Origin of the sequence: Cellvibrio fontiphilus, from assembly GCF_042646205.1 — a bacterium.
GTDB classification, from domain to species: domain Bacteria; phylum Pseudomonadota; class Gammaproteobacteria; order Pseudomonadales; family Cellvibrionaceae; genus Cellvibrio; species Cellvibrio fontiphilus_A.
The window spans coordinates 108,831-125,434 of sequence record NZ_JBHRTF010000001.1 but is presented as its reverse complement, the minus strand read 5'-3'; the positions used below and the strand labels follow the sequence as shown (position 1 = coordinate 125,434).

The 16,604-nt window shown below is 53.1% G+C and carries 16 protein-coding genes; 7 read left to right on the top strand and 9 right to left on the bottom strand.

What is annotated here, in order from left to right; genetic code table 11:
* Positions 1-30: 30 nt before the first annotated feature.
* From fucP to ACFODX_RS00540, 3 genes are all read right to left on the bottom strand, one after another.
* Entirely contained in the window at positions 31-1,329 is a 1,299-nt protein-coding gene (gene fucP, locus ACFODX_RS00550) for an L-fucose:H+ symporter permease (RefSeq protein WP_378114976.1), read from the bottom strand.
* Positions 1,330-1,642: 313 nt separating this feature from the next.
* Positions 1,643-2,566, bottom strand: a complete 924-nt coding sequence (locus tag ACFODX_RS00545; protein ID WP_378114974.1) for a substrate-binding periplasmic protein — start codon at positions 2,564-2,566, stop codon at positions 1,643-1,645.
* A 160-nt stretch (positions 2,567-2,726) separates the two neighbouring features.
* A complete protein-coding gene (locus ACFODX_RS00540) occupies positions 2,727-3,668 on the bottom strand; it encodes a DUF4114 domain-containing protein (RefSeq protein WP_378114972.1) in 942 nt (313 codons plus the stop codon).
* 295 nt (positions 3,669-3,963) lie between these two features.
* Here ACFODX_RS00540 and ACFODX_RS00535 point away from each other — a divergent pair, with 295 nt between their 5' ends.
* From ACFODX_RS00535 to ACFODX_RS00520, 4 genes are all read left to right on the top strand, one after another.
* Entirely contained in the window at positions 3,964-4,341 is a 378-nt protein-coding gene (locus ACFODX_RS00535) for a DUF1304 domain-containing protein (protein WP_378114970.1), read from the top strand.
* 80 nt (positions 4,342-4,421) lie between these two features.
* Positions 4,422-4,874: a hypothetical protein gene (locus tag ACFODX_RS00530; protein ID WP_378114968.1), complete on the top strand. Its 453-nt coding sequence runs from the start codon at positions 4,422-4,424 to the stop codon at positions 4,872-4,874.
* A gap of 62 nt (positions 4,875-4,936) precedes the next feature.
* On the top strand, positions 4,937-6,121 hold the full coding sequence (locus ACFODX_RS00525) for a sialidase family protein (RefSeq protein WP_378114966.1): 1,185 nt from the start codon (positions 4,937-4,939) through the stop codon (positions 6,119-6,121).
* Complete coding sequence (locus tag ACFODX_RS00520) at positions 6,108-6,536, top strand: hypothetical protein (RefSeq protein WP_378114964.1); 429 nt, start codon at positions 6,108-6,110, stop codon at positions 6,534-6,536. The genes ACFODX_RS00525 and ACFODX_RS00520 overlap by 14 nt, the downstream gene beginning before the upstream one ends.
* Positions 6,537-6,633: 97 nt before the next feature.
* Here ACFODX_RS00520 and ACFODX_RS00515 read toward each other — a convergent pair whose 3' ends face one another.
* The 5 genes from ACFODX_RS00515 to ACFODX_RS00495 all read right to left on the bottom strand — a co-directional run bounded on the left by ACFODX_RS00515 (position 6,634) and on the right by ACFODX_RS00495 (position 10,958).
* Positions 6,634-6,771 carry a type II toxin-antitoxin system ParD family antitoxin gene (locus tag ACFODX_RS00515; RefSeq protein WP_378114961.1) on the bottom strand — a complete coding sequence of 46 codons (138 nt, stop codon included), beginning with the start codon at positions 6,769-6,771 and terminating at the stop codon, positions 6,634-6,636.
* Positions 6,772-6,791: 20 nt separating this feature from the next.
* The gene (locus ACFODX_RS00510; RefSeq protein WP_378114959.1) at positions 6,792-8,459 is read right to left on the bottom strand and encodes a family 43 glycosylhydrolase; all 1,668 of its coding nucleotides are present in this window, start codon (positions 8,457-8,459) and stop codon (positions 6,792-6,794) included.
* Between the two features lie 49 nt (positions 8,460-8,508).
* The gene (locus ACFODX_RS00505; protein WP_378114957.1) at positions 8,509-8,982 is read right to left on the bottom strand and encodes a hypothetical protein; all 474 of its coding nucleotides are present in this window, start codon (positions 8,980-8,982) and stop codon (positions 8,509-8,511) included.
* 141 nt (positions 8,983-9,123) lie between these two features.
* Entirely contained in the window at positions 9,124-10,278 is a 1,155-nt protein-coding gene (locus ACFODX_RS00500) for a helix-turn-helix domain-containing protein (RefSeq protein WP_378114955.1), read from the bottom strand.
* A 50-nt stretch (positions 10,279-10,328) separates the two neighbouring features.
* Positions 10,329-10,958 carry a class I SAM-dependent methyltransferase gene (locus tag ACFODX_RS00495; protein ID WP_378114953.1) on the bottom strand — a complete coding sequence of 210 codons (630 nt, stop codon included), beginning with the start codon at positions 10,956-10,958 and terminating at the stop codon, positions 10,329-10,331.
* Between the two features lie 167 nt (positions 10,959-11,125).
* Here ACFODX_RS00495 and ACFODX_RS00490 point away from each other — a divergent pair, with 167 nt between their 5' ends.
* The 3 genes from ACFODX_RS00490 (at position 11,126) to ACFODX_RS00480 (ending at position 15,190) form a co-directional block, all read left to right on the top strand.
* Positions 11,126-12,025, top strand: coding sequence for a LysR family transcriptional regulator (locus ACFODX_RS00490; RefSeq protein WP_378114951.1), 900 nt, complete (start codon positions 11,126-11,128; stop codon positions 12,023-12,025).
* A 119-nt stretch (positions 12,026-12,144) separates the two neighbouring features.
* A complete protein-coding gene (locus tag ACFODX_RS00485; RefSeq protein ID WP_378114949.1) occupies positions 12,145-13,239 on the top strand; it encodes an NADH:flavin oxidoreductase/NADH oxidase in 1,095 nt (364 codons plus the stop codon).
* 382 nt (positions 13,240-13,621) lie between these two features.
* Complete coding sequence (locus ACFODX_RS00480) at positions 13,622-15,190, top strand: sensor domain-containing diguanylate cyclase (protein WP_378114947.1); 1,569 nt, start codon at positions 13,622-13,624, stop codon at positions 15,188-15,190.
* Positions 15,191-15,302: 112 nt separating this feature from the next.
* Here the strand turns inward: ACFODX_RS00480 and ACFODX_RS00475 are convergent, their stop codons facing one another.
* On the bottom strand, positions 15,303-16,295 hold the full coding sequence (locus tag ACFODX_RS00475) for an LLM class flavin-dependent oxidoreductase (RefSeq protein WP_378114945.1): 993 nt from the start codon (positions 16,293-16,295) through the stop codon (positions 15,303-15,305).
* Positions 16,296-16,604 lie beyond the last annotated feature (309 nt).

The window sequence follows — 16,604 nt, the reverse complement described above, 5'->3', positions numbered from 1 at the left end:
TGGTGCCCCCTGCACCAGGCCCCGAAAGGCCTAATCACAACCCGCTTCCGCGCGCATTGCCGCCGAAGCCACAAGGCTTTGGCTGTCAGCGCGACGGGCGTAGATTGCAATCACCACAAAACACAACAATGGCACCACTACTGCCACATGGATGGCGCTGAGGTCAGAGATCAGCCCCATCACTGCCGTCAGTACTGCACCGCCGATAATCGCCATCACCACCAGCGAGGAGCCAGCCTTGGCCAGCACACCCAGGTTTTTCAGGCTGAGCGCAAAAATCGTAGGGAACATCAGCGACATAAAAAAGCTGGTGGCGACCAGAGCCAAGAGCCCGGTATGACCGGGGTGCACTATGGCAAAGGCGCAGAGCAGCACATTGATCAGCGCGTAAACCCACATTAACCAAGCGGCGCGCAGGCGCGTCATCAAGGCCGTGGCCACAAATCGCCCGAGCATAAACAGCACCAGCGATGCCATGAGGTAAGTGGCCAGGGTTTTCTCGCCGGTACCGGGCATGGCCTCCTGCCCGTAGCGGATCAGAAAACTCCAAATGCACACCTGGGCGCCCACATAGAAAAACTGCGCGCTCACGCCAAACATAAAGCGACCGTTGCGCAACAGGGTTTTGTAGTCCGCCCAGCCACTCCAATCCTCTTCATGGCGCTGGGTGGCAATACGCGGAAACTTCACCCAGAGCACCAGCAGTGCCCAGGCGATAACCACCAACCCCAGCACCAGATAAGGCAGCTGCACCGCCTGCGCCTCGCTGCGGTAAAACTGTTCCAGCTGTGCGCTGCTCATGGCGGCCAGCTCCGCCGCCGTAGGCTCATGGCCAGAGAAGATAAACTCGCGCCCAATGTAGATGCCCGCAATACAGCCGAAGGGGTTAAACGACTGGGCAAAATTGAGCCGGCGCTCGGCGCTGGCGGGGTCGCCCATGGCCACAATCAGCGGGTTGGCCGAGGTCTCCAAAAAGGCCAGGCCACTGGCAATCACAAACAGCGCCAGCAAAAACAAACTGTATTCGCGCACCTGCGCCGCCGGGTAAAACATCAAGGCGCCCGCGCCGTACAGCAGCAAACCAAACACCACCGCAGCCTTGTAGCCAAAACGTTTCATCCACAGCGCAGCGGGAATAGAGAACACAAAATAGCCGGTATAAAAAGCGGATTGCACCAAACCTGCTTTGAAATCCGAGAGCGTAAATAGCTTTTTAAAATGGGTGATCAGTATGTCATTGAGGTTATTAGCCATTCCCCACAGAAAAAAGAGGCTAATAATCAGCACAAAAGGCAGCAGCAAAGTCGCCGACCTGGGCGTTGTGTTCATCGTTACTCCGCAGCTGCATCGGGTGCAGCTTGTTATTCGTTATGTAAGCTGGAGGTGGTTTCCGGAACCTTTCTATGAACCCGGCATTTTACCGCGGCAAGCCCAGGCTCACTCACACGCAAAACACGCTTCATATTTAAAACATACTAGCATAGAGTCAAAAAAACCATAACTCTTTTGCAGGATGATATGCCGGCAGGGAATTCTAGACAACAGCGAGCATTAACAGCGGGAAAAACAAAAGAGGAGTGAGGCGACAATCGATACAGCACCGACCACCAGAACGGCGGCCGGCACTGTGCAAACGCGGGCGTTATTCGGGCAAATCCAAGGGTTGATCGCTTTCTACCGGTGCCGGTGCTGGCTTTTTGAGGCTATTGATGTCAAACCACAGCTCCTCGCGCTCCAGCGGCGTTTCTTTGGGCAGGGTTGGGTTATCGATCATAAACGCAATCCGGTCATGCATATTGGACTGCTCAATCGCCGAGCGAACAATGGGGTGACGGAAAAACACCTCGTTAAAACTGCCGTCTGCAATTGCGCGATTCAACCCCAGCTCAAGGTCAGCCGCCAGTTTGGTATTGCCGTGTTTGGTGAAAAAATACAGCGGCATGCGGTACACCAGCATGATGCGCTTCTCCACCGCGAGCGGCAGGTTTTTGTTCGTTTCCAGTTCCGCCCAAGGCTCCTGCACCCCGCGCGGGAAGGCATCAAACCGGCCGCCATCCAACATATAAAACAGGCCGGGGTATTTATTGGTGCGAATCACTGTTAAGCCGTTGCTCTCCAAAATACTGGAGTCGGCCCAGGTAGTGCCTTGGCCAAAGCTGAATTTTTTCAGGTCTTCAAAGGTTTTTACCTGATCAAACTGCGCCTGGGATTCAGGCCGAATAATAAAAATCCGGTGGCCCAGCAAGCCGCGGTAGAGCGGAATGCGGATCGGCAGCAGCATTTCTTCCATTTCCATATTGGTTGCCGCCCAGAGCAAATCCATACGGCCAGAGGCAACATCATCCATGTTGCGCGCCTGGGTCACCGGCGTGTTATCGATTTTCAGTTCGTAGCGGGTGTCCAGCTTGCTGAGTGCCAGGTTGAGAATCTCCATGACATAACTGGAGTTGCCATCGGCAGCACCATTAATGCGAATCACGTTGGACTGCGCATGGCTGGGCAGCGCCAGGGATAAGGTCATAAAGACCAGGGACATAAGCAGGGTACGGGAGGGGAATCTAGTCATAAATACACGCCGGGGTTGGTAGTCTGGGCTTTTTTCATCATGAATTTCTTGTTATGTGCACAAACTTGTGGCGAAAAAAACCAGCAGTTTGTGCTGGTTTTTAGTGTAGCTCTTATTGGACTGGCGCGCCGACCTTAATCGCCCACGCCAAAGGCCCCCCTTAACGGCGGGCGCGACGGCGCCACAGCAAACCGCCCACCAACAAAGCCAGTAGCGGCAAACTGGCAGGTTCGCTCACCACCAGAGGCGGCAGGGGAATATCAACACCAACGCCTTCAAATAAAAATACATTGTCGTTGTAATCGCGATCGCCACCGCCCCAGATATCTTCAAAACCCACCAGGAAACGGTTGCTGCCAAGGTTCAATACCTTGGTGTGCACCTGACCGTCGTTCCAGCCTTTGCGATCCTGGTTATTGGCCGCTGCACCGCTGAAAAAGTAGTTGGTATTGGGGTAGTGAATATTGTCGGCGTTGTAATGCAGCACCAGCGCCTGCAAACCAAAAATTAAATTTTCGCCCACGGTTAAACCGGAAATAACACGCGACTGACCAAGGTTGGTAGGCACACAGCTATTGCCCGCTTTGGCCTGGGCGTATTCACAACCGCCGCGGGTTTCAAACAGGCGATTGTTACTGTTGACCGGGTTAAAAGTGCCCAGGTTATTGGTGCCGCCGGTTGCATAGATGGGGTCCCAGAAGGCATCGCGATTGAGCAATGCACTGCCCTCTTGCGCCAAAAACAACACCGAGTTGCGCGCCGCGCCGGTGCCTAAAAAGGTCACACGCACCGATTCCGAGGCCGCCGTCAAACCGGCTCCGGTAGTGTCCTGCAGGGGCGCATTGCGGAATTGCCCGAGAATAGACTCATCGATATTAAAACGGCTGTCGCCATTGCCGACGGTATAGCGGGAAAACCACTCGTTAGTCCCGGGGGTTGCACCGGGTGTAGCGATAATTTGGTGGGGCGCGGTAGTACCAGTCCAACCACTACCGTTGGTGCTGGCGCTCTGCAAACCGCTAATGGAATAAGCCTGAGCCATTGCGCCTATAAGCGACAGGCCACCCGCCAACAAAGATGAAACAAGGAATGAGTTGCGCATATAACTGTTCGTTAGCCTCTTGCCGTAATTTATGGTTATTGGTTTGTATAAAAAACAAACTGTAAATTATCACGCCAAAAAATGTGATGCCATCGACAAACCAATCAAAGCCCAATGAATACGAATGCAAAAAAACAGCGCCGCCAGCAACTGGCGGATTAGTCAGATTTATTTGCCGTATTTCCCTCGGTCGCCGCTAGGCTTATAGTCACTCCTGCCATACCACAGCCGGCGACAACACAATCCAGCGACACCACCGGTACAACTGCATCCAACACAACACCAAGGGCAATTTATGGACTCACCGCTTCTACTTGCTGCCAACCTCCTTATCGCCGCCATTGCCCTGCTGCACATTTATATATTGGTGCTGGAAATGTTCCTCTGGGAAAAACCCGCCGGCCTGCGCGCCTTCCGCAACACCCCGGAAAAAGCCGCCACCACGCGCGTACTGGCAGCCAACCAAGGTTTATACAACGGCTTTTTAGCCGCAGGTTTACTCTGGGGTTTATGGCTGGGCGATGCCGGGGTTCACATCAAGATTTTCTTTTTACTGTGCATCGCCATCGCCGGTATTTACGGCGGGCTAACCGCCGCGCGCAAAATTATATTTATCCAAACAGCGCCAGCGGTGCTTGCGCTGGGGTTATTGGCTCTGGTGATAGTTGTGTAATTATGAATCGCGGAAAATAATTTAGCGGCGGCAACCGTTAATGTTGCATAACAGGCATAACAACTTGTGCAGGAGCACTAATGAAAAATATTGAAATACTCGGCAGTCCGGACATTCATCTTTTAAGAAGCTGGCTAATGCCTGCGTTGTTTGGAGGGCTGCTTGTCGCTGATTACATAGCATCGGACAAATTCAATTTTATAATTGCACTTTGTTTCCTGTCCTGGACGATCCTTGTAGCAGCTAACCGCCGAGCGCGGCCCGATGAAAAAAGCAGAAGCCAATATGTATTAGAGTTTGGCGACACAGCGCTGATTTGCAAATTCAAAAACGCCACATACTGGCATATCCCCTACTCAAACATATCTCATGCAGCAGAAGAGGAAGATAAGTCTGGAACAATTTTTCTTCCCAAAATAAAACACTTCCTGATTCATACAAAAGATGGTGATTCATTTTCAATTCCAATAAAAATAAACTCCACACAAATCGCAGAAATTAAAACGGCAATTGCACAGATGGCAAATACATAACAAAAGACCAGAGCACAATCGATAGCGCAAACAAACCGCTCAACCACAAAAATGTAAATATTATGCAGCCGACTTCAGGGTTAAAAATTATTATCGCAAGCGCTTTAGTACTGCTGAGCGCTGCTTGTGCGATAAAAAACACAACAACCAACACTACTAACAACACCGCGCTCTTGGTAGTGGATGAGGTGTTTGATAACACTCAGCCAGACACTTTGGGCCTGCAAAAACCGGCGCAACTAAAACATCACTCGGTGTTTAAAGCCAAAGCCGGCAGTGCGCAATACAACCATGGGGCGGTACTGTTTGCGTTTAATAGCGAGCTGCTTATTCAGTGGCAAAGTTCACAGCAGGATGAAGACGCACCTGAAACAAAAATTCTGTATAGCCGCAGCCGCGATGGCAGCGAGTGGAGTGCGCCACAAGAATTGGTCGCGGCGCGCACCAATGCGCTGGTAACCAATGGCGGTTGGTGGAGTTATGGCAATACATTAGTGGCATTTATTAATGTGTGGCCGCAGGGTTTACAACCCAAAGCAGGCTTCGTGGAATACATTACCAGTCGCGATGGCATTCACTGGTCTGCACCTAAACCGCTGCGAGACTTTGATGGCAACGCGGTTGCGGGAATCATTGAGCAGGATTTGAAACAATTACCTAACGGCAGAATTCTCACCGCCATTCATGCACCCCCCGGTTTAATTGCAAAACCTTTTTATACAGATGACCCAACCGGGCTGAGTGGCTGGATGCAAGGCGAGATGGAAAACCTGCCGCATCAACCGGGTATTAGCCGTGAGCTGGAACCCAGTTGGTTTTTAACCAAACAAATGAACCCGGTGATGGTGTTTCGCGATCAGGGCAGCAGCTTTGCTCTGTTAGCAGCAAGCAGTAGTGACAAGGGAAAAACCTGGAGCAATCCCGTCATCACGAATATGCCCGACTCCCGCGCCAAACAAAGCGCCGGCAACCTGCCGGATGGCCGCGCATTTTTAATTAACAACCCCAGTGGCAACAAAAACCGCGCACCGCTCACCATTACGTTAAGTGAGGATGGCCAGCGGTTTGATAAAGCCTACCTGCTGCGCAGTGAATCCGAGTTGCCGCCAATGCGGTACGCCGGCAAATACAAACGCACTGGCTACAGTTATCCGAAAAGTATTGTATGGAATAATCGTGTCTGGGTGAGTTATGCGGTGAACAAGGAGGATATCGAGGTTACCTCGGTCGCAGTTGGAAATTTATAGCGGTGCAGCGGCTTTAGTATATTTGGGATGTATTGTTTTCGGCGGGGATTGGTACCGTTTTTTGGGTGCCGGAGAGCAGATGGCACAAATGGCTGAGGCGGGGCTTATTTATCCAACTATAGTGACATCTGTCCTTGTGGCAGTGTTAATTATTTGGTCGCTCTATGCGCTTTCTGGTGCAGGTATTATTTTCAGGCTTCCGTTATTACGTTTGGGCTTGTGTATTATCGCCGCAATATATTTGTTACGCGGCCTGGCCTTTATCCCTTTAATGCCGATGTTTCCGGAAAATAGCATTACCTTCTGGATAGTAAGTTCGGCTATCTGTTTTGCATTTGGTTTGTTTTATGTATTAGGTATCCGGCAGTCCTGGGCGCAGCTGAGTCGCTATGAAAAAAGCGACTTAACGTATTAAATCCACATCCATGCTTTTGTGGAGTATGCGCACAATAAAAACATTCGCTGTTGTGCTGGACGTGTAAAAAATCACATGACTAGTCCGTGTGATCCTTCTAGCCTGCGGGGGCCATATAGTGCGGATCATCCAGTTCGTTAATAAATTCCTCATAGTCATAATCGGTCGCGCCGCTTTCTTCACCCTGAGTCAGCATTTGGCGTAGCGCCTGAAGTTTACTTTCAGAATTTTCCACAGTCTGTTTCCGCTATTAAATTAGTTTTCCAATGCACGATAGCAGAAATCCCCCAGCTGCACCTTGCCGCTGCCGGCGCAGTAAATACCCACGCGTAAGCTCAGGAAGCCGCCAAACACATTGTGATTTAACCCCGAAACTTCCATGCGTGTGGGGTGGCGTGTCCAGGTTTGGCCTTCATCCTGCGAGTATTCGTAGGTGATGACTTGATGGTCGTTGGTGATGCGCATCCGCAGGTTTCGGGTGTTGAGTGGGATGCGCGCCCAGCTTTGCTCCTCGGCATATTGGAAACTTTTGATTGCCTCGGGGCTGAAACCCATACCGACAAACGCCCTGTGGTTGTAAAACAGCAACAGGCCCGCTTCGGCATTGCCCTCCAGTTGCAGGCTCACCTCGACCTGGTAGGCGCGATCCACCACCCCGCAGGTCAGCGGCGATGAATCTGCCGGTGAGCTGCCAGCGGCGGCCAGCTCCAAGACTTTTTTGCCGTAGTTAACCCGCGCTAATTCCTTGGCGCCGGGGTTGTGGAATGCCCACTGGATACCAAACCGGTTGCGCGAGAAATCGTCCGACAGCGCCGCGCCACTTGCACTGGTTTTGCCATTGCGCGGTTTGGCGATGGGTTGCGACAGGTCGCCGCCTTTGGCGTGAAACCAGCCATCCTCCGTCCATTCGATAGGTTCCAGCAGCGCTTGGCGGCCCAGGGTTCTAAAGCCGTTTTCGTAACCGTGGTAGACCATCCACCAGTCGCCCTCCTCACCTTTGGTATCACCGTTGAGGGAAGGCCCTTGAATAACGGTGGCGTGACCGCGCGACCACCAGGGTTCCGCGTCAGACAAGCTGCGCACCAGCGGGTTGTGCGGGCAGTGTTCCCAGGGGCCGTGAATGGAGCGCGAGCGCGCCGCAATCACCATATGGCCGGTGACCGGGCCGGCGGTGCCGCCCACGGCGGTGACCAAATAAAACCAGTCGCCGCGTTTGAATAACTTGGGGCCTTCGGGCGCAAAGTTTTCCACAATCCAGTGGTCGGGGTAGCGCCAGGGGCTGTAGGCCGCTTGCAATTCGCCATCGGTGGCGAGGCCGTCATCGCTGAGGCGGATTTTGCGGATGCCATTCACAAACAAATAGCGTTTGCCATCCTCCCCCACCATGTGGCCGGGGTCGATACAGCCCTCTATCTGCAAGTCGATGGGGTCGCTCCAGGGGCCGTTGATGTCGTCCGCCCAAATCACATAGGTAGACCAGGGGTTGCCGTCACTCAGCGCCGGAATGTAGATGTAATAGCGGTCGCCGTGTTTACAGATGTCCAGCGCCCACACAGTGCCAATATTTTTGCTGAGCGCCGCACCAATAGGCGCCCAGTTCACCAGATCGGTGGAGTGCCAAATCACTATGCCGGGGTAGGTATTAAATGACGAAAAAGTCATGTAGTAGTCGGCACCGTCCTTGAGGATGGTCGGGTCAGGACGGTCGCCGGCGATGATCGGATTCAAATAGGTGCCATTGCCCAGATCGGCCTTGCGCTGACCTTCAACTCCCCGCCCCCACTGCGGGCGATAGGGAATACAGGTGGAAGCAACAGGTGCAGGGGCGACAGCTTGGGCTCCACGGGTCAGTAGCGCCAAGGGCGATGCGGCGGCGCCGGCAAGGCAAACTTTGAAGATGTTTCTGCGAGTTGAATCAAACATGGGCTGAACTCTTGATGGTCTTGGTGATTGATGTCAGAAATGATGGGTATTAGTGCGCGCAAGCGCCCTGCAGCTCGCGCCAATCGGCCATTACTACCAAATTATTGGTGTGCTGCTTGTGGGGGCGCAGGCGTTTGAGGGTGCCGCAGGCATTTGCCACTAACTGATTGTCCGGGGTGTAGATGCAGCTGGTAAAAAGGGCCAGGCTGTTTTCGACCAGATCCAGGCTTGCCTCGGCAATAAACTCACGGGGCAAGTCTGCCAGCAGCGGTTCATGGTGAAAGTTCACTTCCGACTCTGCTGCCGCACAATCCCCCAAAACTTGGTGGCCGGCGATGCTGGCAAGGCAATCCAGGGCGCAGCCCAGGGCGCTGGTGATGTGGCTGGCCTTGGCAAATTCGCTGCGCAATACCAGCCCCAGGCGAGCGCTGTTCGCACTGCACACCAGAGGGCGAATCTCAAAAAATACATTGGCGGAGTGGTTGATAAGGAGGGAGGTAATTACCTCTGGCTGTTCGCGCATAGTTATTAGTCACTGGCTTGTCACAAAAATGCCAGTCTAATTAGCGCGCCAGTATGGCAATAACGCTTTAACGCAAAATTGCTGTCTTAATGCAAAAGTTGAAAGATTCTTTATTTAATTGCTAATTTTCCGGCTGATCGCTTACGGATTTTTACAAACACTTTTGTAGGTTTTGGGTGTGCAGCCGTACTCCTCCTTGAATAGCTTGTTGAAGTAGGAGGTATTTTTGTAACCCACCGAGTAGGCGATTTCACCCACGTTGGCCTCGGGTTTGTCCGCCAACAAACGCGCCGCCTCGGTTAAACGCAGTTTGTTCAGGTAGCTGATAAAGGTGTAACCCAGTTCGGATTTCAGTATCTCGTTGATCTTGGCGCGGGTGATATTGATGGCCGCCACCATAGTGTCCAGGTCGAGTTCCGGGTTGGCGTACTCGCTCGCCATGTATTGCAAAATGGCGGTCTTCTCGCGGTCGCGCAGGGGGGCGATAGACAGCTGCTGGTAGGCCAATAGCGGCCGGTCGCGCTCGCGTTTGCGCGCCAGGCTTTGCACCAGCGAGCGGGTGTATTGTTTGATCAGCCAAACCGCAAACCCACTCCAGGCCAGCAGTAAAAACCCCGCCAGAAAATACAGGTAGCGCCAATCGCGCCCACTCAGGGTGATGTTGTTTATCAACACCGAGACTGTCTGGTTAGCGGGACTTTGGAAACTGTTGCCTATGGCGATACGCGGCACCTTGTCCAACCGGTACTCCTGGCGCGACAGATCCAACTTGTGCAAATCAAACCACCACTGCGGCGTTTCCAGGCGGGTGAGATCCAGATGCACACTCGACCAGTCCTGGCCGCAGGAGAAATAGGACGAAGGGGCGCGGTAACTGACCAGCTTGTCGGTGAGGGGAACGCCCTGCTCAATCGTGTACACGCTGAGCACCATGGTATTGGCGGGCGAACATTTGGTGTTAAAGGAAATGGCATCGTAAGCGGTTAAGTCTACCTGCCGGGGCTGCCGGGATTCATCCACAAATACCAGCGCCACCTCGGCGTAGGGGTATTGGGCTTTGCTGGTGAGGGTGTAGTCAAAACTCAAACTGAACTGGTCATCCAGAATGTTGACCTGTGAACTGCCGCCCTCCTCGACATCGGTGCGCGGTACAGCACGCCACAGCAATTCACTTTCGCTGACGGGCACCAAAGGCAGCGATAAATAGGAGCGGCTGACGCAGGCATAAACGAGCAACAGGCTAAGCAATAGCAAACACATGCCACTGATAAACGCATTGGTATAAAACTTTTGCATGACCCCGCAACAACCTCTGGCTAAGCACTCAAGCCCGCCAGTGTAACGCCTCAGTCATTCAAGGTCACAATCATCAAGCTGCCTTCAAATTTTTTGGGCTGTAACGCCAACCAAATCAAATGTTCGGTGGGCCACTTTTTATCGCAGCGGTCAATCAAGTCCAAAAACGGCTGGCGCCCCGGGTCGGCCAGCACCAGTTTTTTTACCCCGGCGGCAGCAGCGCGTTTGAGCATGGCAAACCACTCTTCCGCCAGCTCGTCCCAAAAACAAATATCGCCGCCCACAATCACATCGTAATTGGCCAAGTCTTTCTTTTTCATCTGCTTCATGGAGCGGGTCAGGGTTTGGATTTTCACCTGATTCAAATCCGCCTGGGCCTCCAAAAAGGGAAACACCTCACTGTCCACATCCATACCGGTAACCCTGCAGCCCTTGCGCGCAAAAAAGATGGAAGTCGGCCCCCAGCCGCAGCCCACATCCAACACGCGGGTATGTTTGCGCGGGCGATGCTCGGTGAAGTAATCCATCAACAGGTAACTGGAATCCCAATGGCGATCACCGTGCACGCTGGGGCTCACGGTTTTTTTGATTTGTTTCAGGCGGGGGTTTTTGTCGGTAAACAACCAGACACCATAAGCACCCCGGGTATGTTTGGCGGGCGGAGCAATCAGTTCAGGCACGTTGTTTCCTTAAACAAATGGATGGCTTAGCAACAGTATATGAAGGATTTGTTACGGTTTTTTGAACTCACCGCGCAGCACCGTCACTGCAGGGGAATATCGGTTTCACTTCGCCGGCAGAAAGCTTTAGGCTGGACACCGGTATTTCACCCGCGAGCCCAAGCAATATGCGCGATATCAAAACCGTCGATCTGAATTTATTAAAAGCCCTGGATGCGCTATTGGATGAGCGCAACGTAACGCGCGCGGCGGCGCGGCTGTCGCTCACCCAACCGGCAATGAGCGGCATGCTCACCCGCCTGCGCGAGAGTTTTAACGACCCGCTGTTTGTGCGCTCGCAGCGCGGCATAGTGCCCACCCAGCGCGCGCTGGATTTGGCCCTGCCGGTAAAAAAAGTATTGGCCGAAATAGCCACTCTGCTACAACCGGCAGAATTTGATCCGCGCAGTGCAAGCCTCACTCTCACCATCGCCGCCACCGATTACGCGCTGCAGGCGATTGCCGTGCCCTTTTTGGTGGAGCTAAAAAAACGCGCGCCGCAGATTCGTGTCGCGCTATTGCCCATCGAAAACCAACTGCTCCCACAGCAACTGGAGCGCGGCGAAATTGATCTGGCGCTGCTCACGCCGCCCAATTGCCCGGCGGAATTACACGCGCGCCGCCTCTACGATGAAGACTATGTGTGTGTGATGCGCAGCGATCACCCCAACGCCCAACAGCCGCTCAGCCTGGATGAATTTTGCACCCTGGAACACGCGTTATTTTCCTACACCGGCGGCGGTTTTCTGGGCGTGACCGACGAAGCGCTAGCGCGCATTGGCCGCGCGCGGCAGGTGATGCTGTCGGTCAAATCCTTTCTGGTGATGGCGAGCATACTGCGCGCCAGCGACATGATTGCGGTAGTGCCCAAACGCTTGGTGGACAGCCTGGACGGGCTGGTCACCCAACCAACGCCTATCCCCGTGGAGGGTTTTACCAAAATCGCCGCCTGGCATGAGCGCACCCATCAAAACCCGGCGCACCGCTGGATTCGCGACTTGCTGTTTGAGCTGTTTATCGCACCCTAGCTGTCATAAGCGCAGCTTATAAAGCAGATAACAAAAGCTGATTATTTTTATATCTCAGCAGGCCTTACTCTAGGCGCCAAACCCTGCACATCAGGGTAATGATCCCGTCTGGAGGAAGTATGTCCGCTCTTTTTAGCCGTTTTAAACTCAAAGATGTTGAACTGCGCAACCGCATTGCCGTACCCCCCATGTGCCAATACATGGCCACCGATGGTTTTAGTAACGACTGGCACCTGACCCACTACAGCAGCATTGCGCGCGGTGGCGCCGGTTTGGTGATAGTAGAGGCGACCGCCGTCGCGCCGGAAGGCCGCATCTCCCCCAACTGTTTGGGCCTGTGGAGCGACGAACACGCCATAGGCCTGGCACAAATTGCCAGCGCGATTAAAAAAGCCGGCGCCGTACCGGGCATTCAAATCGCCCACGCCGGGCGCAAAGCCAGCGCCAATCGCCCTTGGGAAGGTGACGATCATATTGCCGAAGGCGATGCACGCGGCTGGCAAACCATTTCCCCTTCCGCTATCGCCTTTGGTGATGGTTTGGAAAAAGTCCCGCAGGAAATGTCCATCGCCGATATCAAACGTGTGACCGCCGATTTTGCCGCTGCCGCACAGCGCGCCCGCGCCGCTGGTTTTGAATGGCTGGAATTGCATTTTGCCCACGGTTATTTGGCGCAAAGTTTTTTCTCTGCCCACGCCAACCAACGCACCGATGAATACGGCGGCAACTTGGAAAACCGCAGCCGGTTTTTATTGGAAACCTTCGCAGCCGTGCGCGCCGTCTGGCCGCAACATTTACCGCTCACCGCCCGTTTTGGGGTGATTGAATACGATGGCCGCGATGAACAAACCCTCGCTGAATCCATCCAACTCACCCAACAATTGCGCAACAATGGTTTGGATATGTTGAGCGTCAGCATCGGCTTCTCCACACCTGATGTGAACATCCCCTGGGCACCGGCGTTTCTCGCCCCCATCGCTGAACAAGTGCGCAACCAGGCCGATATTCCTGTCGCATCCGCCTGGGGTTTTAGCACACCGCAATTAGCAGAGCAGGCCATCGCCAATAAACAGTTGGACTTGGTGATGATTGGTCGCCCGCATTTGGCTAACCCACACTGGCCCTATTTTGCGGCGAAAGAACTGGGCGTAGAAAAATCCGCGTGGGTTTTACCTGCATCCTACGCGCATTGGTTGGAGCGCTATCGCACGTAATAATTTTTATTGCGATGCAGCAAATCCCCCGGCTTCGTTTACACCCTGAGCCGGGGGAGATTCACCGCGTCCCCCCCCCTTACCCACATGACCATCAATTAATTTGCCCGCAACAACAGCGGCACCACCGGCACACTGGCCCCGAATAATTGCACAGCTTCCATAATCTATTCCTGTGATTTGTTGCCGGTTTTTCCCCCTGCGGAATACTGCCAGCCATAGGATAAAAATGTATATTATGGCGACAAGTTAATCACACAAGGCATGCTAATTGTTCAAGCACAGTAGCTTTAGAGTGAGGCTGGCATTGTGGTTTGGCGGGCTCTCGCTATTTACGCTTCTCAGCGTAGGTATTTATGCGGGCTGGATAACAACCAACCAAATGAAAATAAATGCCGGAGAAGCTGTTCATGCCCAAGCCGTTGCCGCTGCCGAACTGCTGGGCGCCAACTTGCGTGAGCGCGAAATAGAAATTGTACTGCTCAGCCAAGCGCCGCATTTTGTGCGCGGCGATTTAACCAGCCCCGACATTCTCGCCTCGCTCGACCGGCGCCGCACACTGCGCAGCGAATTTGCCTGGCTGGGCGTGGCCGATGCGGCAGGCAATGTGATTCAAGCCAGCAACAATATGCTCGTCGGGCAATCTGTAGCGCAGCGCCCCTGGTTTATCGCCGGGTTAAAAAATATTTACAGCGGCGATGTTCACGAAGCACTGTTACTCGCCAAATTGTTGCCCAACCCTCACGCCGATGAACCCCTGCGCTTTATCGATTTTGCTGCGCCCATTCGCACCAATGATGGCAAGGTGGTTGGTGTTGTTGCCGCACACGCGCATTGGAACTGGGTTACCAACACAGTACAAGCCGTCATTAATCGCCGAGAAACTAACAGCGATGCGCAGATCCTGATTGTGAGCAACAGCGGCAATGTGCTCTACCCGCAAGCGCTGGCAGGCGTGAGCCAACTCCCCAAACAGTTACCACTCAGCAACACCTATTCAATTGCAACCTGGGATGACGGGCGCAGTTATATAACCAGTCAGGTATTGGTAAATGCAGATTCGCCCACCAATTTTGGCTGGCGAATTGTGGTGCGCCAATCGCTGGAAAATGCACTCATCCCGGTGTACGACATGTACGCGCGGTTGTTAGTGCTGGCATTTATCGCCGTTATAGTATTTGCATTATTAGCCTGGCGCCTGGCGCAAAGTGTGAGCAAACCCATCGAGCAACTCGCCGCTGCCGCGCACTGCATTCAACACAACACCAGTGCACCGCAATACCCTAGCGACACTAGCCTGAGTGAAGTCGCGCAGTTGAGCAACGCCATGCAATCCATGACTGACTCGCTACTCACACGCGAGCACGAATTGGAATTATTGAATCGAACGCTGGAGCAACAAGTGTTGCAGCGCACCGAAGCTCTGGCGGCCGCCAATAAACAATTGGAACACCTGGCGACCACAGACCCTTTAACCGGCATACACAATCGGCGCAGCTTTGATGAAACATTAACGGCTTATGTACAAATGGGTAAACGCACCGGGCGCGGCTTTTCTATTTTATTGCTCGATGCGGATCACTTTAAAAAAGTAAACGACAACTATGGCCACCCGGTGGGCGATGCAGTGTTACAACAAATCGCCAGCTTGATTACGCAAAACACCCGCGCGACGGATTTTGTCGCACGCTACGGCGGCGAAGAATTTGTGGTGCTTTTACCCAATGCGCCCAGCGCTACCGAAGTGATGACTGTTGCCGAAAAAATTCGCAGCGCCATTGAATCTGCCACCTTCCCCGAAGTCGGCCGCATGACCATGAGCATCGGTAGCAGCGATTGGCGCGCAGAGGAAACACATGCAACCGATCTAATCCTACGCGCCGACGAAGCGCTCTACAACGCTAAAGCCTCCGGCCGTAATCGCGTCATCACCTACGCACAACTTCCGTAGCCCGTAAGAAGTGCAACGGCTTGCGGGGCTGTTGCTACTCCCTAGATTAAAAGTTACGCCCTACATTAAAAGTTAAGCCCTACATAAAAATTTACGTCCCATATAAAAATAGTTAGCGCAAATGCGCTTTAATACGCGCGAGCACTTCCAATGTTTGAACGCGCAGTGCGCGATCATAAACATCGATGGTAAACATAAACTCATCTACCGCGAGTTCATCGCGCAGCTGTTGTAAGCCATCCAAAATTTCCAACTCATCGCCAATTTGTGCCAGCGCCAAAAATTCTTGTACGCTGTGTTTTTCACCTATCGACCAGTCCAATTGCTCAACCGGTTTCGGCGGGCACAACCATAAAGGTTCACCGCGAAATAAAGCGGTAATGCGCTGAAAACTGGTGCTCGCGTTAAACATCGCCTGCTCGGCGGTTTCACTCCACACCACCGGCAAACCCAACACAAAATAAGGTTTTTCCAAATGTGCAGAAGGGCGAAACTCTGTGCGGTAACGTTTAAGCGCCGCGCGCATATAAGCCGGTGCAAAATGCCCCGCAAATGAATAAGGCAAACCCAGTTGTGCGGCTAGGCCTGCGCTGTAAAGGCTGGAACCTAAAATCCAAATCGGCACCTGTGTGCCCTCGCCCGGCACCGCACGCAAACGCTGCTGCGGTTGACTCGGTTGCAATAATTGCTGGATTACCTGCACTTCTTGCGCAAAATTTTCTGCCGCCGAATCATCGCGTTTTAACGCGCGACTGGTCACCGGGTCAGTACCCGGCGCACGCCCCAAACCTAAATCAATACGGTCGCCATACAGTGACGCCAAAGTGCCAAATTGTTCCGCCACAATTAACGGCGAATGGTTGGGCAACATAATGCCCCCAGAACCCACACGCAGCCGCTGCGTATTCCCCGCCACATGGCCAATCAACACCGCCGTCGCAGAACTGGCAATGCCCTGCATATTATGGTGCTCCGCCAACCAAAACCGCTTAAACCCCAACCCATCCGCCGCCTGCGCATAAGCCACCGTGTGCTTAAACGTATCGCAAGGCGTTTCATCCACTCGCACCGAAGCAAGCTCAAGCAAAGAAAATTCAACTGACATAAAAACCTCCTCAGTGATTTCCCGATATTTTAAAGCCAAACCACCCACACAGGGCTTTACCCGCAGCGGCTTATTAATTCTTTACGCGTGTAATAAGCGGTAATTACGTTTGTGTGCGGGATTTGTTATTCAGTTGTTATGTGCTTCAATCATCGGGTAATGTTGTGTAGGGCGAGCTTCGCGAAGCAAGCCGCCGAAGGGATGGAGTGTGCCAAAGCGGACGTTTGAGCAGAATAAACAGCTCATGCGGTTTATCGCTTTGATATCATGTGATTTTAAGATTCTGCAAAACTTCATCAGAATTAATAT